Genomic DNA, 23,453 nt, shown 5'->3' on the forward strand with positions numbered 1-23,453 from the left:
TTCCCACCAGCAACTCATCATCCCAGATCTTCGGTGTCAGATTGGAAAGCACGTGCTTCAACGCTCCCCCTGCCCTTAGATACATGGGCTCGGTCCAGTGTCCTTTGATATAATCCGTGTACAGTACAGCTCTTTCTGAATCGATAAAAGGCTCATTGTCCAGAAGTTCCCGGTAACGCCTGTTGACTCTTTCAGTGGAAGGGCTCCCTTTGATTTCTCTATCCACTATGGCTACAGCCATTTTTTCTATGTCTCCTTAATTTTTATTAGTTTTGTTTATAAGAGTAAAGTTTACACAATATTATCCAATATCCAAAGTTTGTTTATAACATATACAACTTAGTTTTTGTTTACTGAGGTAACTCACAATCTACCAGGCAAATAGGTGTCCCTATGAAGTTTCGCATAACCCCTCCCTATCTTTTTAAAGTATTAAAAGAAGCAACTCTATTTCCTTACTCTATTATTTAATTAAATTCTAAATAGAATCAAGCTTTCACTTCTGTAAAAACTAATAAATATTTACAATATTTTTTAAATTTCATCTTAATGATTTATAATTTCTTTTTAAAAAGGTAATTATTTTATAAAAAATTACAACTTAAATCAAAGGGATTTGTTAAATTATGTCGAAATAAACACAATATTTGGAGTATGACCTTGCGAGCACTAGGGATTTAGAAACCCTTTAGTACTAAGGACTTGGAGGGCAAAATATAATACGTCAACACTGTATTGCTACCGGGCTTAAGCCTCAAAAAGTTCCTTCTGTTCTTTATCTGTTTTAGGCAAGATAACCACCTCTGGGTTCTATTAAAAATAAACCGACAGGAAAGGAGTATTTTTATGCCTTTTACTGTACATGAACTTCTTAAGCTCCCCCTATTATCAGGAGCCCATTTGATTGCCGGAAAACAGGGAACTAAAAAATTAATTAAATCCATCTCTTTTATGGAAGCTCCAGATAGTGTCAACTGGGTCATGCCACATGATTTTTTAATTACCAACACATATCTGTTTAGGTCAAATCCTGGATTAGAACTTAACATCATTAGTAAACTGGCCAAAAAAGAAGTATCTGCCATTGGTATCAAACTACACAGATACATGAACAACATTCCGGAAATAATGAAATGGCAGTCAGATGAAGAAGGTTTACCGATTATTATTCTTCCTTATAATGTAACCCCCAGTCAATTGATTAGTACTATAACCAAAACTCTTAATTCCCATAAATCTTCACAAAAAGAGGTTTTAGAAAACCCACATATTTCTTTTATATGTGAATTATTGTTCTCTACAAATTTTTCAGATACAACACTATTAAGAAAAGCTTCTACTCTCGGGTGGAATTTTACCAAATCTTACGGTGTTATAGTAATAAGGCTTAATAAAATTAATTTTATTAAGCAAGTCGTTTCCATTATTCAAAATAGTAATAATATATACTATTCATATGTTTTCCAATATGAAAAAGAAATAATTATTCTTTACGAAATAGATGCCTCTATGGAAACACAATCTCAATTTACTAAATACGGGAAAGATATAAAAGCACGATGTGAAAAAGAATATCCCGACCTGAAAATCCTGATCGGGATTGGAAGAGCATATAACAATATTTTAGATTTACGGAAGAGCCATAATGAAGCGGTCCAATCTCTGAACTTTGGGCCTCTCTTAGTTCAAACAAATTCGGTTATTCATTTTGATACCTTAGGTATCTTTAAGATTTTATGCAAATTTGAAAAAAACGAAGAGCTTGAATACTTTTTTCATAAATCTGTAGAAAAGATAATTAAGTACGACCAGGAATATAATACGGACTATTATAAAACGGCTGTAATGTTTTGTAAATGCTTCGGAAATATTAATGAAACTGCTAAACAATTATCTGTGCATTACAATACCGTAAAATACCGGATTAATCATATTTTGAAAGTTTTAAACATAGATCTTGAAAATCCAGATACGAGACTTGAAATTTACATTGGTGTTAAGATTGCTGAATATCTAAGAGTGGTACAGAAAAGCTTTGCAAATACAATAGCTTAACTAGATTAATTAGACTTTTATGACTTCGATAAATCTAATATGGTGTCAGGATAGGGTACACAATAAAATGTTATATTATTCACTTCCCCAGCTGTGAAACAACTTATTTTCTATACCCAACTGTTCAAGTGCACGCCCGGCAGAATGGTTGACGATCTTCTGTATAGTTTCCGGACGATTATAATGGGCAGGCAATGGCGGCATGATTACTACTCCGATACGCGCCAGTTTGAGCATATTTTCCAGGTGAATAGGGCTTAAGGGGGTTTCTCTCGGCATTAGTACCAGCTTGCGATTTTCTTTGATAGTAACATCCGCTGCGCGGGCAATCAGTTTATCCGAATAACCTGATGCAACAGCAGCAAGGGTTTTCACATGGTGCTTAAAGGAACCGCTGGAGACAGCTGCTGCCATATCATCTTCTTCATAACAACAGTGAGCAAAATCCATCACCTGCTCGGGTGTATAGTCAGTTTCGGTTATTATGGTATGTCTGGACCAGCGGCTTAGAATGAGACGCCCTTCAATCTGACACAAATTCAAATACTTCAGAATGGTTATCCCATAAATAGCGCCGGAGAAGATATATTTTGTTGCTGATAATAAAGGGGAAGGAACGCCACCAGTCCAAAGTAGCAAAATGAGCGGAAAGCGACCATTACAATGATCCTTATCAGGTTGCTTTGCCGGGCCAGCTGCTCCCCGCGAACCGGTCGCTGTTGACCAGGCGGCCTTTCCGTATACTGCATCCACTGCGAGCATCATCAGCAGGGACAGGCTCCCAAGCCTGGTGAGGTCTCGCTGGCCTATCATGGGGTAGCTTGGCTTAGCAAAACCGAGTAGCTCAGAAACAGAAATGCACGGTTGACTGCCTGACCAAAAATTCTCACAAAACCCTATTCCGTCTACAAAGCTTTAGCTGCTCTTTTTCCCCGTCTTAACCTCAATCCTGTTCCCGTCCGTTTCCATAATCACCGCCCCATCCTGGTCGGTGCGGTAAATCGTGACGCCTTCCTGGTACAACAGGTCCACGGTGGATGGCGCAGGGTGGCCGAAGGTGTTGTGGGCTCCTACGGTTATAACGGCAATGGACGGATTTACCTTGTCAACCAGTTCAGGCAACAGGGAGCGGCTTCCATGGTGAGGCAGTTTGAACACATCCGACTCCAGGCCCTCGCCACTGAGAAGCATTTTCTGCTGGGCTTCCAATTCTATATCACCGGTAAAAATAAACGAGCTGTGGCCATAGGTCAACCTTAACACCAGGGAGGCGTTGTTGAATTCGGCCCCTCCTATGGACCCATTTTCTTCCGGCCACAGCACTTCTATATATATCTCCGGGTCAAGCCGCAATATGTCCCCTGACCCGGCCGCCTGCACCTGGATTCCGCTTGCGCTCATCTTTTTCAACAATGCGGTGTAGGCTGGAGGTACCTCCTCGCCTGTTTTCTTTGTGCCGTTAGCAACGCCGCCAGCTGGTTGGTCACTTGACGCGGGTTCACCATCCAAGGTCCCGCCACCTACAGGCGATACCACCGCCAGGTCCACGGGAAAGTTGTTAATCAGATATGCCGCTCCCCCGCAGTGGTCCTCATGCGGGTGGGTCAGCACGAGCGCATCAAGCCGGTTCACCCCAATCTTCCTCAAGTAGGGCGCCACTACCTGGTCACCCGTGCCGGTACCGGTCTGGAATTCCTCCCGCCTGCCGCCGGTATCAATCAGCATATTTTTACCGCCGGGCGTCTGCACCAGAATGCTGTCCCCCTGCCCCACATCAATGAAATGCACCACCATCCTTTTGCCGCCCGGCCAGGGCCACCAGATTATGAGCAGGACCAAAGCCAGAGCGGCGCCTGCCGGAGCCCAGCTTTTCAGCCTCTGCCGTGCCGGAGAACCGGATTCAGTGTAAGCGGCGCCGGCCGCATAAAGAAGCCCGCCATACCAGGCCACGGCCAAAAGAGCCGGCGGCGTAGCCAGATATACCACCGCACCGGGCAACTGCTGTAAGAATTGCACCAAACCCAGGAACAGGTCCACCACAATGACGGTACCAGCGTTGACCAGACCGGCCAGCGGCAGCCAGACCTGGCCCAGTCCCGCCGCCAGCAGCCCGAGGGCCAGGATCAATCCGACCAGGGGGACGGCCAGCAGGTTGGCCGGGATGGAAACGGGTGAGATAAGGTTGTAATACCAGGCCACCAGCGGTATGGTAGCAAGCTGCGCCGCCAGGGGAATAGCGATACCCTGGGCCGCAGCCCGCGCAATTGTTGGAGAAATTCCTTTAAACAGTTCCATGAAAAATTTCGCAAGCAGCGGGCTCAGATAAAGTAAACCCCAGGTCGCCGCAAAAGAGAGCTGAAAGCCTGGGTGGTAAATCTGTAAGGGGTTCCAGAGCAAGATAACCAGTGCGGCCAGAGCGAGAGTGGTGGGCCAATCCTGATCGCGGCCCAGGTGGCGCGCCCAAAGAAAAAGCAGCGCCATCAGGGTGGCGCGCATAACAGCCGGATTGATACCTGTCATAATAGCGTAAAAAAGTAAAACCGGGGTGGCCAGAGGCGCGGTCAGGCCCGGCGAAATCTTCAGCATGCCGAAAAGAGAAACCAGACCGGCCAGCAACAGGCCCACATGCAGGCCGGAAACGCTCAGGATGTGCACTATACCTGTTTCATTAAAAGCTTCCCGTGTTTCCCTGTCTATTAGCCCCTGGGTGCCGAAAACCACTCCGTTTAAAACCGCCGCTTCAGAGGGCGGGAGTGTATAGGTTGCAGCGGTCGAAAGCTTCTGCTTGACCCACAGGGCGAACCGCCCCACCGGATTACCTCCGTCCTCGCCAATTTTCTCTACGGAATTCTTGTTGTTGACGGAAAGGGTAACCCAGACACCCTGGCGCTCCAGGTAGGTCCGGTAATTGAAAGCGCCGGGGTTGCCGGGGGGATCCGGGCAATACAACAGGCCGGTGATTCTAAGCAGATCACCGTAGCTATATAACAGCTCGACGTCCTTTACGGACAGGCGCACCTGTCCGTAGACCGGTTTCCGCTCACCCCCTTTAACCAATTCCCTGGCCTCGCAAAGATAAAAGACCTTATCGCTTCTTAAATCCGCTCCGGAGACCAAACGACCGATCAAAGTTATCTGCTGTCCCGCGTAATCAACCAGGGGGGTCCTGCTCTCTTCGATGGAGAGCCGGGAAAAAACCAGTCCTAACAAAAGAAAAAGCGCTAAAATAACCCCCGGGTTGTACCGCCAGGCGAAAGTATAACCTGCCACAGCAACCAGGAAGCAGCCAACAGCCAGGGCTAAGGCGACTGAAACCTTGAAACCGGTCAAATCACCCAGCAAAACACCTGCCATATATAAGGCGGTAAAAATCACCAGGGGCCTTTGCATTGCACACTCCGTTTGGTAGTTGGATTAATATAAGCTAATTCTATGTCCTCCCCACATAGTCCTACCATGAAATGCACAAGGTTCATAATTATGTAAATTCAGGCCCTGCTGCTTTTCACAATAAACAATCCCGGCCAATACCGGGATTTCAGAACCGTTAACGGATCGAACCTTTTAGCTCAGCAGTCGTCATAATGATCACTTCACCAAGCGGCTAATAATAATAGCCGATTGGTGGTGATGTAACTCTTTCGAAACGGTGACGATGCTTTGGCCTGCCGTTTAAGCTCGTTTTAGTGCTGATCCGGTGATAATGCCCATGTTTATTATAAATAGCAGGGCCGGTCATTATTTCTATTACGTGGTCATGACCATGGGGTCTATCCTTTACAACTATAATAATGATGCGGTGATAATGGCTATGACCCGATTCGTAAGACAACTCGGTATATCCTGAACATTGATGCGAGTGATCAAACTCGAAAGATGTAGACCCGGCATACCAATGACGATGTTCCTTTTCAAGCAATTGCCTCACCCTTTTTCATCATCATATACAAACGGGTCCCCGGTTGCCACCTGAAAAGGGAGTTTTTTTTTGCCATCGTCCCCACTTTTTCACTGAACCGTGATCAGGTCTTTCAACTGCTCAAACCGTTTATCCCCGATCCCGGATACCTGTTTGATGTCCTCAATGGTTTTAAAAGGGCCGTTAATCTCCCTGTATTGAATTATCCGTTGGGCATACGCCGGTCCAACCCCCGGCAGCGTGTCCAGCTGAGCCTGGTCGGCTGTATTTATGTTCACCTTTCCACCGGCCTGTTGGGCGCTATTTCCCGCCCCTGCTGAAGACGCCGCAACGGGCGAAACAGCAGCCGCCGCTGATGGATTCGTTGACCCTACTGCTCCAGGCTGGCCTGCCGCTCCCTTAACCGGCACATAGATGGTCTGCCCGTCGGTTACCGGTGTCGCCAGTTTTAAAACATCCAGGTCGGCCTCACCAGTGGGGCCGGCCTTATTTACCGCGTCGATGATCCTCGAACCCGCAGGTAACTGGTAGACACCGGGCTTTACCACAGCTCCTGTGACGTGGATTAACAGATCCTTGGTTTTGCTGTCATCCGCCACCTCTCCCCGGTCAAGGGCGGCTTTGTTTTCCTCGGCGGCACGTTCTTTCATTTGGGCAAACCGGTAACCCCCGCCGAAGATAATTATGCCCACCAGCACCAGGATTACCAGCTGTTGTTTGCGATCCAGCTGCAACATGCGCTCCTCCCGCCTGTCCAAGGGCAAACCCTTTAAGAGTATTTTTAGGTTAATTCTACCAAGAGCGACTATTTCCTCCTTTATTTTTTGCTTACAAACAGGCGGCCGTCGGTCCCCAGGGTGGCCAGCAGGACTTTTCGCGGGGTCAGTTCACGCTTCTTTAAGGCCTCTGTCAGCCACTTCTCATCCAGTTCGATATCCTGTAAATTTTTGCGCATGATATTGCCGTCCATAACCAATACCGTGGGCAGTCCTTCGTAGGGTGTTTGGATCCCGAGATCAGCGGGGATTACCGGACGGTACTGGGACTTTGGTATAATGCTGAGTTTACCGGAAGTTTCCAGGACTGCAAATTCCACCTCGGACGGGTCGACGATTCCTTTATCGCGCATTTGAGCCAGCAGGTCATCAAGGTTGTAGCGGGCCTTGCGCATCTCCCCCCGTAAAAGTTCCCCATTTTTAATAATCACCTGGGGGGCGCCGCAAATAATACTGCGCAGGGTATGGCTGAAAAGGGTCGCATACGAGACCACAACTTCTAAAGCCCCCAACATGGCCAGAGGGAGGATGCTGTGCCACAGCGGCGCCTCTTTGGCCTCCAACGGTATGACCGCCAGTTCCGCAATAATGATGGCGACAACAAAGTCAAATGGAGAAAGCTGACCGATTTCCCGCTTTCCCATTAACCTGATTACCAACAGGACCACAAAATATACGAAAACCGTACGGTATACATATTCCCATATCAGCATTTGGACACCGGTCTTTCGAATTGATTTATATTTATACAAATTTATGAATTGCCGCTTTTAATAAAAATTATTACTTTACAATGTGTTAAAAACGAGTAAAATATTTATAAGGATGCTCACTTGTATTAAAATGAGATATATCTCAAAATAAGACAGTATTAATTCTCCTTGTCTGAAACACAGTTCATCTCATATTGCTACATAAAAAACCATGTCTGTTGAATGTAAAAGACCTTTAAACTTTATACAACTAGACAACGGAGGTAAGGACAGTGTCAGAAACAATGCCCCACCGCAATCCCAAAAATATTCAAATAAATAAGAGTTGGTGCAAGGGTTGCGGGATTTGCGCCGGACTCTGCTCCAAGGTTTTGGCCATGGACGGCGGCGGCAAGGTTTTCGCGGCGAACCCTTCCCTCTGTACCGCTTGCCGCATTTGTGAGACCCACTGCCCCGACTTTGCCATATCAATTGGAGTGGATGTGAATTAATATGAATGATGTTGCTCAGCTGGCCCGTTTAATGCAGGGTAATGAAGCTATTGTGGAGGGCGCGCTGGCCGCCGGCCTCCGCTTCTTTGCAGGGTATCCCATTACCCCGTCCACTGAGATTTCAGAACTATTAGCTGCCAGATTACCTCTCTATGGGGGCAGGTTTATCCAGATGGAAGACGAGATGGCCAGCATGGCTGCCATCATCGGCGCCTCCCTGGCTGGATTGAAGTCACTTACCGCTACCAGCGGTCCCGGCTTTTCACTTAAACAAGAGAACATCGGCTTTGCCTCGATGGCTGAGGTGCCCTGCGTGGTGGTCAATGTACAGCGTCACGGACCAAGTACCGGTATTCCCACCGCCCCAGCTCAGGGGGACGTTATGCAGGCGCGCTGGGGCACCCATGGCGACCACCCGGCAATCGCGCTCTGTCCTGCTTCCGTACAGGAATCATATTCGCTGACCGTGGAAGCTTTTAATTTTGCAGAAAAATACAGGACACCGGTAATTCTTCTTACCGATGAGGTCATCGGCCACATGAGGGAAAGGGTGATCCTGCCCCAACCGGATAAACTGAATGTGATCGACCGCAAAAAACCACCGGCCGGTCTTGAAAAATACTATCCCTACAGGCCTGGCGAAGACGGCGTTCCAGCTATGGCTGATTTTTGTGAAAATTACCGCTTTCACGTAACCGGTCTGGTACACGACGAAAGCGGCTTCCCCACTACCGACGCGGATGTTGCCGAAAAATTAATCAGACGCTTAAACAATAAAATTATGGATAACTTGGACGATATTGTCCTGAGTGAGTCCTGGCTGACTAAAGACGCGGACATTATTATCGTAGCCTACGGCGCCGTCTCACGTTCAGCCAAGAAAGCGATCAAAGAAGCGCGCGTGGCTGGTTTTAAGGTTGGCCTGTTCCGCCCCATCACCATCTGGCCGTTTCCGGAAAAAGAAATCGCTGTCCTGTCCCGGCAGGCTCACACCATGATAGTACCCGAGATGAACTTGGGCCAGCTCAAATTGGAAGTTGAGCGTGCCGCCTCGGGCAGGTCCAGGGTTATTGGAGTCAATAAGGTCAACGGTGAATTGATTACTCCCGGCGAAATTTTGGACGCAATCATAAAACAGTAAAGTCGGTGAATCATTGATGCAAAATAATGTTAATAAATATTTGCGCTCTGAAAAGCTCCCTCATATCTGGTGTCCCGGCTGCGGCAACGGAATTGTATTGGGCGCCATAACCCGTGCTTTCGGCCTTTTAGACTGCGACCAGGACAATACCGTCGTTGTTTCCGGGATCGGCTGTTCTTCCAGGGCCACCGGTTATCTTGATTTCTGCACCCTGCACACCACCCATGGCAGGGCCCTGGCCTTCGCCACCGGGATCAAAATGGCCCGGCCGGAGCTTAAGGTGTTTGTTTTAATGGGTGACGGCGACAGCACTGGTATTGGCGGCAACCACTTTATCCACGCTGCCAGGCGCAACATCGACCTTACTGCCATTATTTTCAATAACAGTATCTATGGTATGACCGGGGGGCAATCCTCCCCTCTCTCACCGCTCAACTCAAGGGCAACCACCGCTCCCCAGGGGACGTTTGAACGACCCTTTGACCTGGCGGAACTGGCGCGGGGAGCGGGAGCCACTTACGTGGCAAGAGGCACCACCTACCATGCCAACATGCTGACCCAGTTAATCAGGAACGGAGCTGACCACAAAGGCTTCAGCGTCGTGGAAGCTGTCACCGCCTGCCCGATCTCTTACGGCCGGCGCAACAAGATGGGCAATGGCTACGACATGCTGCTCTGGCAGAAAGAGCACAGCGTCCCTGTTGAAAAAGCCAGAAAGCTGACGCCGTTAGAAATGGAAGGAAAGTTTGCAATTGGTGAACTGTATAAAGCAGATGCTCCCGAGTTCACTGACATTTATGAGCGTTTCATAGAGGAGAAGCAAAAAAAGAACGAGGAGGAGCGGCATCGTGGCGTTAACTAGTGAAATTATACTAAGCGGCACAGGTGGTCAGGGGTTGATCCTGGCGGGACAAATCCTGGCGGACGCCGTGATCAGAGACGGTAAGAATACTGTCCAGACACAATCTTACGGGCCGGAAGCCCGTGGCGGGGCCAGTAGAGCAGAAGTCATTATCAGCGACGGAGAAATTGATTACCCCAAAGTCACCAAACCCGACATTTTGCTTGTTATGAGCAGGGAAGCTCTTAAAAAATATGCGGGCAGCATCAGCGAAAACGGGACATTGATCATCGACGACACTTATATTACGGACCAGCTCCCAATAGGCGCCAATGTTTTCGCCGTACCTTACACCCGCATCGCCAGGGAAAACCTCGGCAAGGAAATGTTCGCCAACGTGGTGGCGCTGGGCGCTCTGGCCGCAATTACAGGTATAGTTACCAAGGAATCACTACAGTTGGCTCTGATGTCCCGGATACCACCGGGGTCGGAAGCTTTAAATAAAAAGGCGCTGGAACTCGGCTGGAAAAGCGCACACCAGGCCGCGGCCTAGCAGTTTGGTCGTAGGTCGTTAGGCATAGGGCGCAAGGTATATTCTGTATTTCTTTGGGTCGAAGTAAATCACCTCTATTTGGTGGGAATAAACGGTTTTGATTTGAGTTAGCAGTTGTTGGTTTTTGGCGCCTAAAACACCCGCTTGGGGGTTGCAGGCGCTTTTATATTATATTGCGCTTGCGGCAAACGATTGATTTTGTTTGAAACCCTGGTAGGAATTAATTAGAAGTTAAAGAATAATATTACTAACCGCCCCAAGAGTTTATAGTATGGGAGTACTAATCAATGACAAGACTCGCCCAGGTCAGTGAAAGTGGCCAGAAAGTAGCCGAGGCCATTGCCACGGTGCTAAAAGTCGATGTAGAAATAATCGATACCGATCTGGTCCGCGTGGCCGGCACAGGTATAATTCGTTACGATGTCGGAACCAGGCTGTTGCGCGGCTTTGTCAATAAACACGTCCTGCAGACCGGTAACCATATTTTCATCAGGGAGGCCGGTTTTCATGAGATTTGCCTGTCCTGTCCCCTGACCGGGCAGTGCTTTTACAAGGCTTCCATTGTTTATCCGATCACCGCAGGCTCGGAAACTATCGGGACTATCAGCTTGATTGCCTTTAATGAAGAACAAAAGGAAACCCTCGGAACCAACTCCGATTCTTTGATCGAATTCATCGGCCGCATGGCGGACTTAATAAGCAGCAAGGCCCTGGAGAGCGAGATTTTAACAGAACGCATGGTAATGTCAAACCACCTTGAAGCTGTTGTCGATTCTGTTGACGAATGCGTTATCGCCGTCAATAGCGAAGGCTTTATCACCCACTTCAACCGTTCTGCGGAGCGTGTCTTCGGCACCAGGAAGAAACAGATCCTTGGCAAGGACTCCAAACAAATCCTGCCCACCCTGCCCTTTTGGGAGGTGCTGCAAGAAGGCAAGGGCTTCAACTCGCGCGAGGTTTTCATTGCTTATGAAGGGCGCAAGCTCCATCTGTTGAGCACGCTCAAGCCAATCAAGCTGGACAGCGGACAGGTAGTCGGTGTTGTGGGCACCTTCCGGGACTTTAAAGAAACACAAAAACTCGCTTACGAAATCATGAGCAACCAGGAAATGATTGTTTTTGAAGACATCGTGGGGATCAGCAGGCCGATGCTGGAGATAAAGGCCAAGGCCCAGAAAGTAGCAGCCAGCAACTCGACCGTCTTAATTGTGGGAGAAAGCGGCACCGGCAAAGAAATCTTTGCCAGGGCAATTCATGCGGCCGGGCCACACGGTCACCGGCCTTTTATCTCCATTAACTGCGCTGCCATGCCGGAAAACCTCCTGGAAATAGAGCTTTTTGGGTATAACGAGGGCGCCTTCAGCGGAGCGCGGCGCGGGGGCAAACAGGGCAAATTTGAGTTGGGCGCCGGAGGCACTATTTTCCTTGAAGAAATCGGCAATATGTCCCTGTACCTGCAAACAAAGCTCCTGAAAGTCCTCAAAGAGAAAGGGATTGAGCGGGTTGGAGGCACGCGGGTAATCCCGGTGGATGTCAGGGTCATTGCCGCAACCAACACTGACCTGCGGGAACTGGTAAGGAAAAATATCTTCAGGGACGACCTCTACTACCAGCTGAGCGTCATTCCCCTGGTGATACCCCCACTGCGGGTACGGCAGGAAGATATCCCGATCCTTCTGGACTTTTACATGAAACGGTTCAGCAAGCTACTGGGCAAAGAAATCAAGGGTTTTGACGACGAGGCGCTGAACTCCTGCATAAAATATTACTGGCCAGGCAATGTTCGGGAGCTGGTCTACGCCGTGGAATACGCCATCAATCTGGAGGAAAACCACTTGATTACCATGGAGAGCCTGCCTCAGGCCCTGCGCGAGTCGGTCAAAAAAGGAACATCCGCCGGCATTACCGGTGACGGTAAGCTGATGCCCCTGGCTCAGTTGGAAAAGGAGGCCATTATAACTGCCCTGGACCAATTTGGTTGGACTGATGAAGGAAAAACCAGGGCCGCCAGAGTCCTCGGGATCAGCCGGGCAACCATCTACCGAAAAATTCAGAGGTACGACCTGGCCCCCGCTTGAAGAACACATAAGACTTCACCTAAACCCGCTGCCTTTATGGGAGCGGGTTTTGCTATATTATATGACTATTGCCCAGTATAGCCAGGGGAACTAAAATTTTCATATTAAGATAAATTGCACCGTTTTCCACAAGGAAATTTCCAATTGATGTCGAAAACTGAACAGTCACAACAATCCAAAAAATGTTCATTATGAGAAAGGAGGAAATTCCTTTTTGGATAAAGCACCTACTGGAATAAAGGGCTTTGACGAATTGTTGTACGGCGGAATTATACGTGGCAATACTGTTCTACTGGAGGGGGTCCCCGGCGCCGGTAAAACCACTTTTGGTATAGAGTTCATCTACCACGGGATCACCGAATTTAATGAGCACGGGGTAATTGTTACATGCGAGGAATTACCCGAATCAATATATCGCGACGCTCTTAACTTTGGCTGGGACCTGAAGGCTCTGGAGAAGGCCAACAAATTGCGAATCCTATGCACCTCTCCGGAGGTACTGGTGGACCCTGATGTTAACCTGATAGAAACTGTTGTTCGCGAGGTTGGCGCCAGGAGAATCCTGGTCGACAGTATCAGCCATTTTCAAAATGTTATTAATAACCCGCTGTTCCTGCGTAAATCAGTTTATAGTTTTTGCAACGGTTTGCGCCGTCTGGGCTTGACAGCCTTTTTGGTAAAGGAGCGGGTTAGCGATGGGACCCGTGATTACGCATTTGAAGAATATGTGGTTGACGCGGTAATCCATCTGGAAAACAGGGAACGTCCGGGTTTGCACCGGCACCGGGTGCTGGAAATAACCAAAACCCGGGGCCAGGAGCACATTCCCGGGAAACAAACCTTTCGCATTACTAATGAAGGGATTAAAGTTTTTCCTCTGATTGGTTCAGTGGACATTGGTGTCGTGGAACACCAGGAAAACGGGCTGCTGCATACAGGTGTGCCGGGACTCGACGAATTATTGCAGGGTGGGTTGCCCAGGGGTTTTAGCGTAGCGGTTGCCGGCAGTTCAGGAACCGGTAAAACAGCATTGGGTATGCAGTATCTGGTTAAGGGAGCCCAGAACTTCGGCGACAAAGGGTTATTTTTGTCTCTCGAGGAAACCCCACAGCAATTAATGGCCAACGCCCGGCGCTTTGACTGGGATATGTCTGCCCTTCAAGAACAAGGACAGCTTCGAGTTTTATATATGCCTCTTTCCAAGATGGAAATAGATGAGACTATTATCAAGCTGGGCGAGATGGCAAAATCATTTGGAGCCCGCCGGCTGGTAATAGACTCCATTTATGTTTTTCTTTCACGTATTGACAACGCAGCTGTCCTGCATGAAAAATTCTATAGCCTGGTCACCTATTTAAACAGCCTTAACTGCACCACTTTATTAATCAGCCCGGCCTGGGAACTGGCAGACAACGGCAAAATTGAAGTAATTCATTCGGTAGTCCAGGGAACCATCCTGCTTAAGTCAATTCTATCGCAAAATCGCCGGGTCAGGCAGTTGGAGCTATATAAAATGCGGGGAGTCAACCATGCCATGGGCAACCACTTGTTGGAAATCAATTCTTCGGGTATACAGGTATTCCCCCGGCTAGGAGGATAGTTTCAGATGAGTAAAAGAGCTTATTTTGGAGTGGAAGGTTTGGATCGCAACCTTGAGAAAGGCTTGTTGTATGGTTCCCAGATTATGGTGGAGGGCGATTCCGGTATTGGTAAAACCGTGCTGGCGGGGGAATTTATTAAAGAGGGTTTGCGTTGCGGCGATACTTGTGTCTATGTAGCCTGTGATGAGCCTCCCATGGCGATGCGCGAGCATTTACTGAACTTCAAAGTCGGCACCCCTGCCTATGAAGAAACGGGCAGGTTAATCTTTGTCGACGCCTATGAAGAAGGAGAAAGTCTGGAAAAATACGCCCTTTCGGATCTTCGCAACCTGGATAAGTATTTTGCCCTGGAAACAGAAGTACTGCGTGGCAGCGCCGGTCGCAGGGTGAGGTTGGTGGTAGACAGTTTGAGCACCCTATTTACTTCCATAGATCCCGCTGATATTTTGGATTTTCACAGGGCCCGGATTAAACATCTCCGGAAAAAAGGGATCCTGGCTATGGATATATTTGTAAGCGGGGTCCTGGAACCCAAGCTGGTAACCATCACCGGTCATCTCTATAATTTTATGCTGAAGATGAGTTTCAGCGGCAACAGGCATAATCCTGTGCGCCTATTGCAGATTGGCAAGGTAAAAAGCCAGCAATTTGTATCCACTCGCCACATATTTACAATAAGTCCTGTGTACGGTATTCTTGTGCCCGCTGATATGGGGGTGATCGTATGAACGATGACGTAATTTCCAAAGAAATAATCAACTATTTGTATATGAGCATATGTAAGACACTCAAAAATGTTCCCTTCAGCAACCGCTATTGGGTAGAGCAGATTATGATGGGACCGGCCCAATATATCCTCGAAGAGTACGATGATGAGCTGCATTTTACCTCAAAGAACCCCGTAGAGGTTTGTATAACCTTTCTTGACTTTCTGGAAAGCAAGGGTTTTTTGCTTAGTGAGGATTACCACATGGAAGAATTTGGGGATGACCTGTTGGTACATGTTGAGCGTGATAAATGTATTTACCGGAAATATTGCATGCACGCCCCGGAGGAAGGGTCACTTTTTTACTGTGCGCGTGTCGGTACTTTTCAGGCGGTTTTACACAAAATCCTGGGTAAAAATTATGAAGCGACAGTTGAAACAGACCAAAGCGGAATCTGCCACGGGAAGCTGTCCCCCACAACCAAACCTAAAGAGGAGATTGTTAACCGCGATGGACACATGCTGAAAATAGCAGGCCGGCGGGCTATACTTCTATCACATCTGACCTTTGCCTCCCTGCTGACGTCGATTAAAGAACACGCCCCCCACACTTTAAAACACGTGCTTTATGACGCCGGTTACCGGTCGGGGTCTTCCGTTGCTCTTAAAACCAAAAGTTTATACCCAGACCCGGTTGAGTGCTTACAAGCACTTTTAGATGAAATTAAAAATCTTGGGTTGGGGTATGTAGAACTGATTTCCTTCAACCCCTCCCATGGCCGGGCCAGGTTAAGGTGTTATGATTCTATCCAGGCGTTCATAGCAAAAGAGCACGGCTCCCTTTACCGGACCCCGCAGGTGAATTGCGACTTCTTGAGGGGGATATTTGCATCTTTTGTCAGCATCATACTGGATGAAGAAATCATTTGCGAAGAGATGGACTGCCAATCAATAGGGGGAGATTACTGCGAGTTCCTGGCCATGCCCCTTCCAAAGAACCTGTTGGATAAGGAGGAGCCCCGTGACAGGAGGATTGACTGATGAATTTGATCAAGTCCTACAAAGTATCATACGGATTGAACTGTTAACCTTTTTTCAGGCAAATCCGCATACACGAGATACAGTTGACGGTTTGGCCCTTCGTTTGCACCGCTCTCAACACCAGGTTGAGCTGGCGCTTAATACACTTTGCGCCATTGGCATTCTGGAAATAGGCGGTACAAAAAAGGTCAATATTTATTACCTGAGCAATAGCAACATGGTCAGCGTCTATTTCCAGGAACAATGCGAGAAATATGGCATTGAGCCGCACTTAAGGTAACTTATGGTGTTTACGGTTGTGGAGGTGTGCTCATTTTGTTGGAATTAGCAGAAGAATGGTCCCGCTTGGCTTTAGATCACCTGCCTGTAGGATTATTAGTAATTAACCGTCACAGGAAAATTCGCATTTTTAACCAGACCCTGTCAAGGTTTCTCGGACTAAAGAGTGAAAAAGTCCTGGGCCGGCCATTGCTGGAACTTATGGACGATCGGGGAACTGAATTTAACATATTGCTGCAGACCCTTATTACAGGTAAAGAGTTTCAAAATGTTAAGCCCCAAGCCGTGACTACAGTCTCCTGTTGTGTTGCCTGTCTGGTAAACACCTACCCGGTCAGGAACAGGACCGGTATAACGGTGGGCGCTATGGCCGTGTTTTCACCGGCAGCACGCCTGCAAGAGATGGAAAACGCAGTTGTGAAAGCCGAAAAGCTGGCTATCCTGGGACAGATGGCGGCTGGAATGGTGCATGAAATAAGAAACCCGCTCACAGCAGTCGGCTGCTTTTTGCAATTATTGCATAAGTGTTTAAAGGGAAATCCCAAAGAAGAATATATACCCATAATGCTGGCCGAACTAAACCATGCCAACAGGCTTATTTCAGAGTTTTTGCAGTTTGCCAAGCCCGGTTATTCCAGACCTGGCAGGTGTTCTATAGTTGAAATAATAAAAGATGTGGTTTTGCTTGTGGAAAGTGAAGCTCTGTCTCGCCAATTTAACATAGAGGTAGACCTTGATGTTAATATTCCAAAAGTCATTGTTGACAGCGGACAACTAAAACAAGTTTTCATAAATATTATAAAAAATGCCTTTGACGCTCTCTCCGAAGGTGGAAAAATTTTTGTACAAACCACATCGAACGAACTTGAAGGTTTTGTGCAAATTTCTTTCAGGGATACCGGCGTGGGGATCGATAAGGAAACTCTAGAAAATATGTTCAACCCGTTTTTTACTACCAAGGAAAGCGGTACCGGCCTGGGCATGTTTACAAGCAAAAAAATTATTGACAATCACGGAGGCCGGATTGAAATACAGAGCGAACCTGGTAAAGGGACCACAGTAACAGTGTTACTGCCCGTTGAGCAACAACATGCATATACTAGTACAGGTATGTAAAGTAGCGTTATGGGCTTAGGATTATTAGTCGTGAGACGTGGGACGTGGGACGTGGGTATATTCTGCATTCCTGTAGGGTCGAGAAGATGTATTCTCATTAGTATTAGAATATGCCAATAGCTCGGCGCCAGCAGAAATGATAACCAATGTGGGTGCGATTTCAATCGCGCATGGCGCGTTAGGGACAAACTTGTTGGAGCTAATGTAACATTTGTGCGAATGAATTCGCACCCACATTTATAAACAGTTTGCAATTTATAAGCATAGCGGGGGTTGCCGATTCATGGCAGCCCCCGCTGGTTACATGGCTAAAAACCTCTATTATCAGTACTTACTTCACCACAATGTTGACCAGTTTGCCGGGGACCGGGATGACTTTAATGATTTGCTTACCCTCTGTCAGTTTCAGCACCCTCGGATCCTGTATTACTTTTTCCTGCATCTGGGCCGCGCCAATCCCGGCCGGTACCAGCATGCGGTCACGGACTTTGCCGTTGATCTGCACGACGATGGTGACTTCATCCTCCACTAGCGCCGCCTGGTCGAAGGAAGGCCAGGGCTGACGGTGGATACTGCCGGTATGACCGGTCTCCTCCCACAATTCTTCAGTTATATGCGGGGCGAAGGGCGCCAAGAGGAGCAGCAGGCTTTCCACTGCCTCTCTTATTACTGCCGGGTCACGGTCAGTTTCGGGTAGTTCCTTGTACTGGTAAAGAGCGTTGACCATCTCCATTACTGCACTAACGGCGGTATTAAAATTAAATCTGGCGCTGATGTCCTCCGTCACTTTCTTGATGGTGGCGTGGGTAACTCTCCGCATCGACCGGTTTAGGCCAACGAGTCCACTGGACGGACGCTTTGGCGCGGTTTTCAGCGTAGACGCCAGTGAAGCCACCAGACGCCAGACTCTTTTGAGGAAACGGAAACAGCCCTCCACCCCCTGGTCGCTCCATTCCAGGTCGCGCTCCGGAGGCGCCGCGAAGAGAATAAACAGCCTGGCGGTATCAGCCCCGTAACGGGCCACAATATCCTCCGGGCTCACCACATTGCCCTTGGATTTGGACATCTTGGTCCCGTCTTTTAGAACCATCCCCTGCGTAAGCAGGTTGGTAAACGGCTCCTGATTGCTAATCAGTTTCAAGTCATAGAGCACTTTGGTGAAGAAACGCGAGTATAAAAGGTGCAGGATGGCGTGTTCCACCCCGCCGATATACTGGTCTACAGGCAGCCAGTAGTCCACCTTGGCTTTGTCCCAGGGCCCGTCAATGTCTCTCGGGCTGGTGTAACGGTAGTAGTACCAGGAAGAACACATAAAGGTGTCCATGGTATCGGTTTCTCTGATGGCCGCCCCGCCGCATGAGGGGCAAGCGGTGTTGACGAAATCAGGGCAGTCAGCCAGCGGCGACCTGCCGGTGGGTTTAAACTCCACGTCCATGGGCAGCAGCACCGGCAGGTCAGTCTCGGGTACCGGAACAACCCCGCAACGTTCACAATATATGATCGGAATTGGCGCGCCCCAGTAGCGCTGGCGGGAAATCAGCCAGTCCCTCAGACGATAATTGACCCGGAACTTACCATTACCCATACCTGCAAGTTCGCTGGTGATTTCTTTCATGGCGCGAGTATTGGGCAGTCCGTTAAAACGACCGGAGTTGACCAGTAAGCCTTCCCCATCATAGGCTGATTCCATGGTCGCCGCATCCAGCTCAATGCCCTCCGGCTGGATCACCACACGGACTGGGTAGCCGTACTTACGGGCAAATTCAAAGTCACGCTGGTCGTGGGCAGGCACGCCCATGACACAGCCTGTGCCGTATTCCAGCAGGACGTAGTTGGCAATCAGCACCGGAACTTTTTCCCCATTCAGGGGGTTGATACAATATGCCCCGGTCTGCAAACCAACCTTTTCTACCTCGTTCGAAGTACGGTCGATTTCGCTCAAGTTCCGCACCTTGCGGATAAACTCTTTGATCTCCGCTTCCCGCTCTGAGCCTGCAATCAGCTTTTCCACCAACGGGTGTTCCGGCGCCAGGACCATGTAAGTTACCCCAAAAATGGTATCCGGCCGTGTTGTGTAGACTGTGATGACCCCGTCGAGTCCGTCCAGCTTAAAATCTATCTCCGCGCCCTCGCTGCGACCGATCCAGTGCTCCTGCATGGTCTTGACCTTATCAGGCCAGCCCGGCAGGAGTTCCAGGTCTTGCAACAGGCGCTCCGCATAGTCGGTAATCTTAAAAAACCACTGGGCCAGTTCCTTTTTTTCCACAGGGGTATTGCAACGCTCACAACCCCCGTCCTTGACCTGTTCGTTGGCCAACACCGTGGCGCAGGCAGGGCACCAGTTGACGGCAGCTTCCTTTTTATAAGCCAGTCCGTTTTTAAAAAGCTGGAGAAAAAGCCACTGCGTCCACTTGTAGTACCCGGAATGGCAGGTTGCAACTTCCCGGTTCCAGTCGTAGCTGATTCCCATCTGCTTTAACTGGGCCCGCATGTTGTCGATATTAGCAAAAGTCCAGTCGGCCGGATGGATGCCGCCGTGTTTGATCGCCGCATTCTCAGCCGGCAGGCCGAAGGCGTCCCAACCCATCGGATGAAGAACGTGCAAGCCCTGCATCGTTTTAAACCGGGCTACCACATCGCCGATGGAGTAGTTCCTGACATGGCCCATATGTAGTTTGCCGGACGGGTACGGAAACATTTCAAGGCAGTAATACTTGGGACGATCCGAATAATCGGGGATTTCATATGTTCCCTCTTCTGCCCAGCGGGTCTGCCATTTGGCTTCAACTTCTGAAAAATTATATTTGTCGTTAATAGGACATCCCCCTAATAGCAAAAGTGCGCGCTACTGGATTAAAGCGGGCAAAAGCCCGCCTTCCCCCAAAAATTCTATCACAAAATCTGTAAATCCTCAAGTTTCTATCATAATTGATAGTGTTTTCGTAAAAAAATGCGGGCGTATTCATTCGCACACGACATCATAGAAACGCAGAATAAATAAAAAAACCCTCTTCATCCCAACAGGGACGAGAGGTTTTTCCCGCAGTACCACCCTTTTTGGCAAAGCAATCTGTAGCCAACCACCATCAGAACAACATTTCCTTTTTTGAGGAAACCGGCTCGATGACGTTAAGCCCCCGCGTCTTTACCCGCTTCACGCGATAACGGCGCGTCCGGCCCGGAGTACTGCTTCCCCCGTGCGGCTCCTGGGCGAGTTCGCCAGCCTGACCCACCGCCTTGCACCATCCGGCGGCTCTCTGAATAAGTTGCGCTGCCTACTGCTCCCTATCATTGCCTTTCTAGTTAAACTGAGACTTATTGTAAGATACCCAAAACTTCTGTCAACATATAACTAACTATAATTAGCAGCCAGCTGTTTAAATATTTACCGGAACCCCTACCACCGGCGCGTCTCCCCAAAGACGCTCAAGATTGTAGAACTGGCGAACAGCATCCTGAAAGATATGGACTACAACATCACCGAAGTCCAAAAGTACCCATTCACCTTCCCTGAAGCCCTCCCGGCGCTGGGCGGTGACCCCTTCTCTTTCCATTTTTTCCAGAATGTTCTCTGCGATGGCCTGGACCTGGGTCTTGGACCTGCCGCTGCAGATGATAAAATAATCAGCAATAACAGTGATTTTCCTGATATCAAGTACGGTCACGTCCCAAGATTTTTTTTCTTCCGCCGCCAGCACAGCAATATTCACCATTGCCTGTGGACTTAATAACAACGTCACTCCTCCTTGTTGGTGGGGGTATCTTCCAATACACCATAGTATTCTACTACGACAGGAAGTTTCCTGCTTCAATAAAAGGTTAAGAAAAAACCTCCTCTTGGGAGGTTTCTATTTCTACTGGTCGTCTCTTGCCTTGGCTTCATTGACGGTAATTACCCGCCCGCTTAGCTCAGTCCCGTTCATTGCTGCGATCATGGTCTCTGCATCTTCATCCCGGACTTCAACAAAGCCAAACCCGCGGGAGCGACCGGACTCACGATCAGTAATAACGCGACTGCTCAACACTTCACCGTGCGCAGAAAAAGCGTCAGCAAGATCTTCAGCTTTTGTCGCCCAAGGTAAATTGCCTACATATAGGGTTCGCGCCATTGACTAATCACCTCTTTCCCTTTAAGAAACTGTTTTTAATGAAGCTATTATTTGCAAAAGGGAATAACCTAATGCAATCTTAACCAGTCAAAGATTTTTCCATATTTCAATCCAGGTAAATATTATTGCTCGTTATATACGCCTCAACTGGTTCGGGAAGAAGGTACTTAATCGGCTTTCCCTTGCGTACGCGCTGCCGTATATCGGTGGAAGATATGGCCAGGGCAGGTACTTCCATGTAAAAAATATTATTTTTCAGACCCTGCGGCAAGGCTCCTATTTTCTTCCATATCTCTCCCTGTTTATAACCAGGCCGGGTGGCTGCTATAAATCGACAAATTGATAAGAGTCTTTCGACCTTTTTCCAGTTAAGTATTTCCGCAACTGCATCGGCTCCAGTTATAAAAAAAATCTGGGTGCCAGGATAAAGGCGGGATATCCCCTGAACGGTATCAATAGTGTAGGTCGGGCCTGGACGCTCTATTTCGATAGGCGACTCTTCGAAAAATGGATTCGTGGCCACGGCCAGTCTGGTCATCTCATACCGATGCCAGGCTTGAGTTCGTTTAAAATTTGGCTTATGAGGGGGCTGACCGGCCGGGATGAAAATGACCTTTTCCAGATCGTATTCATACCTGGCGCCCTCCGCGGTCACCAGATGCCCATAATGAATGGGATCAAAGGTGCCCCCCATAATGCCAAGCCGGGATATTTGTTTTGGCTCTTTACTCATAAAGCAATTGTAACGTCTGATCTGGAGAAAAGCAAGTAAAATGTAGAAACAACTTACATGTTAGACTCGTTAACCATATATATAAATATTACAGTTCCAGAGCCAGGTTGTTCCGGTGAATAACTTCATCAAAATCCTTGTGCCCCAGGATGCGTGCTATGTCCTTGGTCTGCGCCCCTTTAATCCGTTCAATATCTTCCGAGGAGTAGGAAACGATGCCCCTGGCTATCTCTGTGCCGTCCGGTCCGGCAATAACTACCGTGTTGCCTATATCAAAAGAGCCTTCCACTCTGGTTATACCGGATGGCAGCAGGCTTTTACCCTGTTTAACCAGCACCCGGGCGGCTCCCTCATCAACGAATATCTTACCGCAAATTGAGGAACTGAAAGCTATCCAACGCTTTTTGTTTTCCATTTTATTGGCGCAAGGCCAAAAAACGGTACCCACCGTCTCTCCCTCAATAACCCGGCGGATGATATTTTTTTCCTCCATATTGGTTATAACCGTGACAGTACCGGAATGCATGGCAATCCTGGCGGCCTGAATTTTGGTAGCCATCCCGCCGGTTCCCAGTTTGGAGCCTGCGCCACCGGACAAGGCCTCAATTTCAGGAGTCATTTCCGTTACGTCCCGGATCAGTTGGGCGCTTTTCTCTTTGCGCGGATCCGCAGTAAAAAGTCCATCTATGTCAGACAGCAAAACCAGTAGTTCGGCGTCGATCAGGGTGGCCACCAGGGCCGACAGGTTATCGTTATCACCCAGCTTGATCTCATCCACCGCCACTGTATCGTTCTCGTTGATGACGGGGATGACCCCGAAATGGAGCATCGCGTGCAGGGAGTTCCTGGCGTTTAAAAAGCGCTTGCGGTCGGAAAAATCCTCGCGGGTTAACAGTACTTGACCCACGGTGACCCCGTACTCAGCAAACAGCTTTTCATAAATATGCATCAGGACACCCTGACCAACTGCGGCGGCCGCCTGTTTCTCCGGGATGGTCCTGGGGCGCCCCGGCAGGCCGAGCTTGCCTGCTCCCGTTCCGATTGCCCCCGAAGTGACCAAAATTATTTCTTTGCCCATATTATAGAGGTCCGCCAACTGCCTGACCAGGCTTTCAATCTTAAAAAGGTTGGGCTTGCCGGTGGCATGAGCAACAGAACTGGTGCCCACCTTAACCACGATCCGCTTGAAAACCTGAAAATTACGTTTACCCATGCACTACACCCGTATCATTCAAAATTAACCTGGAAAAAGTATACCATACCCATATTCACGAACAAAGTTCAAAAACCTAAAGGAAGCA

21 protein-coding genes and 1 other annotated feature are annotated in these 23,453 nt (G+C 48.5%); of the genes, 11 read left to right on the plus strand and 10 right to left on the minus strand.

Annotated features, from left to right (window positions below):
• Nucleotides 1–241, minus strand: a 241-nt coding sequence (locus Psfp_RS06170) for a hypothetical protein (protein WP_134217681.1), incomplete at its 3' end; no start/stop codon positions are given.
• 605 nt (nucleotides 242–846) lie between these two features.
• Here Psfp_RS06170 and Psfp_RS06175 point away from each other — a divergent pair.
• Nucleotides 847–2,055 carry a PucR family transcriptional regulator gene (locus tag Psfp_RS06175; protein ID WP_134217682.1) on the plus strand — a complete coding sequence of 403 codons (1,209 nt, stop codon included), beginning with the start codon at nucleotides 847–849 and terminating at the stop codon, nucleotides 2,053–2,055.
• Nucleotides 2,056–2,130: 75 nt separating this feature from the next.
• On the opposite strand, the gene Psfp_RS06180 is transcribed toward Psfp_RS06175, so the two are convergent.
• The 4 genes from Psfp_RS06180 to Psfp_RS06200 all read right to left on the minus strand — a co-directional run bounded on the left by Psfp_RS06180 (nucleotide 2,131) and on the right by Psfp_RS06200 (nucleotide 7,463).
• On the minus strand, nucleotides 2,131–2,820 hold the full coding sequence (locus tag Psfp_RS06180; protein WP_348981109.1) for a UbiX family flavin prenyltransferase: 690 nt from the start codon (nucleotides 2,818–2,820) through the stop codon (nucleotides 2,131–2,133).
• Between the two features lie 150 nt (nucleotides 2,821–2,970).
• A complete protein-coding gene (locus Psfp_RS06185) occupies nucleotides 2,971–5,445 on the minus strand; it encodes a DNA internalization-related competence protein ComEC/Rec2 (RefSeq protein WP_134217683.1) in 2,475 nt (824 codons plus the stop codon).
• Between the two features lie 618 nt (nucleotides 5,446–6,063).
• Nucleotides 6,064–6,711 (minus strand): ComEA family DNA-binding protein, encoded by a 648-nt coding sequence (locus tag Psfp_RS06195; protein WP_134217685.1) that lies wholly within the window; start codon nucleotides 6,709–6,711, stop codon nucleotides 6,064–6,066.
• Between the two features lie 80 nt (nucleotides 6,712–6,791).
• The gene (locus tag Psfp_RS06200) at nucleotides 6,792–7,463 is read right to left on the minus strand and encodes a DUF421 domain-containing protein (RefSeq protein ID WP_134217686.1); all 672 of its coding nucleotides are present in this window, start codon (nucleotides 7,461–7,463) and stop codon (nucleotides 6,792–6,794) included.
• Nucleotides 7,464–7,735: 272 nt separating this feature from the next.
• On the opposite strand from Psfp_RS06200, the gene Psfp_RS06205 reads away from it, so the two are divergent.
• From Psfp_RS06205 to Psfp_RS06250, 10 genes are all read left to right on the plus strand, one after another.
• On the plus strand, nucleotides 7,736–7,954 hold the full coding sequence (locus Psfp_RS06205; protein ID WP_345789057.1) for a 4Fe-4S binding protein: 219 nt from the start codon (nucleotides 7,736–7,738) through the stop codon (nucleotides 7,952–7,954).
• Nucleotide 7,955: 1 nt separating this feature from the next.
• Nucleotides 7,956–9,095, plus strand: a complete 1,140-nt coding sequence (locus Psfp_RS06210) for a 2-oxoacid:acceptor oxidoreductase subunit alpha (RefSeq protein ID WP_134217687.1) — start codon at nucleotides 7,956–7,958, stop codon at nucleotides 9,093–9,095.
• Between the two features lie 16 nt (nucleotides 9,096–9,111).
• Nucleotides 9,112–9,957 (plus strand): 2-oxoacid:ferredoxin oxidoreductase subunit beta, encoded by an 846-nt coding sequence (locus tag Psfp_RS06215; RefSeq protein WP_134217688.1) that lies wholly within the window; start codon nucleotides 9,112–9,114, stop codon nucleotides 9,955–9,957.
• Nucleotides 9,944–10,489, plus strand: a complete 546-nt coding sequence (locus Psfp_RS06220) for a 2-oxoacid:acceptor oxidoreductase family protein (RefSeq protein ID WP_134217689.1) — start codon at nucleotides 9,944–9,946, stop codon at nucleotides 10,487–10,489. The genes Psfp_RS06215 and Psfp_RS06220 overlap by 14 nt, the downstream gene beginning before the upstream one ends.
• Before the next feature lie 287 nt (nucleotides 10,490–10,776).
• Nucleotides 10,777–12,567 (plus strand): sigma 54-interacting transcriptional regulator, encoded by a 1,791-nt coding sequence (locus tag Psfp_RS06225; RefSeq protein WP_134217690.1) that lies wholly within the window; start codon nucleotides 10,777–10,779, stop codon nucleotides 12,565–12,567.
• Nucleotides 12,568–12,781: 214 nt separating this feature from the next.
• Entirely contained in the window at nucleotides 12,782–14,167 is a 1,386-nt protein-coding gene (locus Psfp_RS06230; protein ID WP_134217691.1) for an ATPase domain-containing protein, read from the plus strand.
• A 6-nt stretch (nucleotides 14,168–14,173) separates the two neighbouring features.
• Entirely contained in the window at nucleotides 14,174–14,896 is a 723-nt protein-coding gene (locus tag Psfp_RS06235; protein WP_134217692.1) for an ATPase domain-containing protein, read from the plus strand.
• Complete coding sequence (locus Psfp_RS06240; protein WP_134217693.1) at nucleotides 14,893–15,915, plus strand: V4R domain-containing protein; 1,023 nt, start codon at nucleotides 14,893–14,895, stop codon at nucleotides 15,913–15,915. The genes Psfp_RS06235 and Psfp_RS06240 overlap by 4 nt, the downstream gene beginning before the upstream one ends.
• The gene (locus tag Psfp_RS06245; RefSeq protein WP_134217694.1) at nucleotides 15,896–16,195 is read left to right on the plus strand and encodes a hypothetical protein; all 300 of its coding nucleotides are present in this window, start codon (nucleotides 15,896–15,898) and stop codon (nucleotides 16,193–16,195) included. The genes Psfp_RS06240 and Psfp_RS06245 overlap by 20 nt, the downstream gene beginning before the upstream one ends.
• A gap of 35 nt (nucleotides 16,196–16,230) precedes the next feature.
• On the plus strand, nucleotides 16,231–17,310 hold the full coding sequence (locus tag Psfp_RS06250) for an ATP-binding protein (RefSeq protein ID WP_134217695.1): 1,080 nt from the start codon (nucleotides 16,231–16,233) through the stop codon (nucleotides 17,308–17,310).
• A 331-nt stretch (nucleotides 17,311–17,641) separates the two neighbouring features.
• Here the strand turns inward: Psfp_RS06250 and leuS are convergent, their stop codons facing one another.
• From leuS to proB, 5 genes are all read right to left on the minus strand, one after another.
• Nucleotides 17,642–20,125, minus strand: coding sequence for a leucine--tRNA ligase (gene leuS, locus Psfp_RS06255; protein WP_134217767.1), 2,484 nt, complete (start codon nucleotides 20,123–20,125; stop codon nucleotides 17,642–17,644).
• Between the two features lie 204 nt (nucleotides 20,126–20,329).
• Nucleotides 20,330–20,611, minus strand: a binding site (T-box leader).
• A gap of 76 nt (nucleotides 20,612–20,687) precedes the next feature.
• Nucleotides 20,688–21,044, minus strand: coding sequence for a ribosome silencing factor (gene rsfS, locus Psfp_RS06260; RefSeq protein WP_134217696.1), 357 nt, complete (start codon nucleotides 21,042–21,044; stop codon nucleotides 20,688–20,690).
• Nucleotides 21,045–21,164: 120 nt separating this feature from the next.
• Entirely contained in the window at nucleotides 21,165–21,419 is a 255-nt protein-coding gene (locus Psfp_RS06265; protein ID WP_134217697.1) for an RNA-binding protein, read from the minus strand.
• Nucleotides 21,420–21,525: 106 nt separating this feature from the next.
• The gene (gene nadD, locus Psfp_RS06270) at nucleotides 21,526–22,152 is read right to left on the minus strand and encodes a nicotinate-nucleotide adenylyltransferase (RefSeq protein WP_134217698.1); all 627 of its coding nucleotides are present in this window, start codon (nucleotides 22,150–22,152) and stop codon (nucleotides 21,526–21,528) included.
• A gap of 88 nt (nucleotides 22,153–22,240) precedes the next feature.
• Nucleotides 22,241–23,365 (minus strand): glutamate 5-kinase, encoded by a 1,125-nt coding sequence (gene proB / locus Psfp_RS06275; RefSeq protein WP_134217699.1) that lies wholly within the window; start codon nucleotides 23,363–23,365, stop codon nucleotides 22,241–22,243.
• Nucleotides 23,366–23,453 lie beyond the last annotated feature (88 nt).

This window comes from Pelotomaculum sp. FP (assembly GCF_004369245.1).
Classification (GTDB): domain Bacteria; phylum Bacillota; class Desulfotomaculia; order Desulfotomaculales; family Pelotomaculaceae; genus Pelotomaculum_C; species Pelotomaculum_C schinkii.

Coding starts and splice junctions, on each gene's coding strand:
- Psfp_RS06175 (WP_134217682.1), top strand. CDS start 847: ATGCCTTTTACTGTACATGAACTTCTTAAGCTCCCCCTATTATCAGGA.
- Psfp_RS06180 (WP_348981109.1), bottom strand. CDS start 2,820: ATGATGCTCGCAGTGGATGCAGTATACGGAAAGGCCGCCTGGTCAACA.
- Psfp_RS06185 (WP_134217683.1), bottom strand. CDS start 5,445: ATGCAAAGGCCCCTGGTGATTTTTACCGCCTTATATATGGCAGGTGTT.
- Psfp_RS06195 (WP_134217685.1), bottom strand. CDS start 6,711: ATGTTGCAGCTGGATCGCAAACAACAGCTGGTAATCCTGGTGCTGGTG.
- Psfp_RS06200 (WP_134217686.1), bottom strand. CDS start 7,463: ATGCTGATATGGGAATATGTATACCGTACGGTTTTCGTATATTTTGTG.
- Psfp_RS06210 (WP_134217687.1), top strand. CDS start 7,956: ATGAATGATGTTGCTCAGCTGGCCCGTTTAATGCAGGGTAATGAAGCT.
- Psfp_RS06215 (WP_134217688.1), top strand. CDS start 9,112: ATGCAAAATAATGTTAATAAATATTTGCGCTCTGAAAAGCTCCCTCAT.
- Psfp_RS06225 (WP_134217690.1), top strand. CDS start 10,777: ATGACAAGACTCGCCCAGGTCAGTGAAAGTGGCCAGAAAGTAGCCGAG.
- Psfp_RS06235 (WP_134217692.1), top strand. CDS start 14,174: ATGAGTAAAAGAGCTTATTTTGGAGTGGAAGGTTTGGATCGCAACCTT.
- Psfp_RS06240 (WP_134217693.1), top strand. CDS start 14,893: ATGAACGATGACGTAATTTCCAAAGAAATAATCAACTATTTGTATATG.
- Psfp_RS06265 (WP_134217697.1), bottom strand. CDS start 21,419: ATGGCGCGAACCCTATATGTAGGCAATTTACCTTGGGCGACAAAAGCT.
- nadD (WP_134217698.1), bottom strand. CDS start 22,152: ATGAGTAAAGAGCCAAAACAAATATCCCGGCTTGGCATTATGGGGGGC.
- proB (WP_134217699.1), bottom strand. CDS start 23,365: ATGGGTAAACGTAATTTTCAGGTTTTCAAGCGGATCGTGGTTAAGGTG.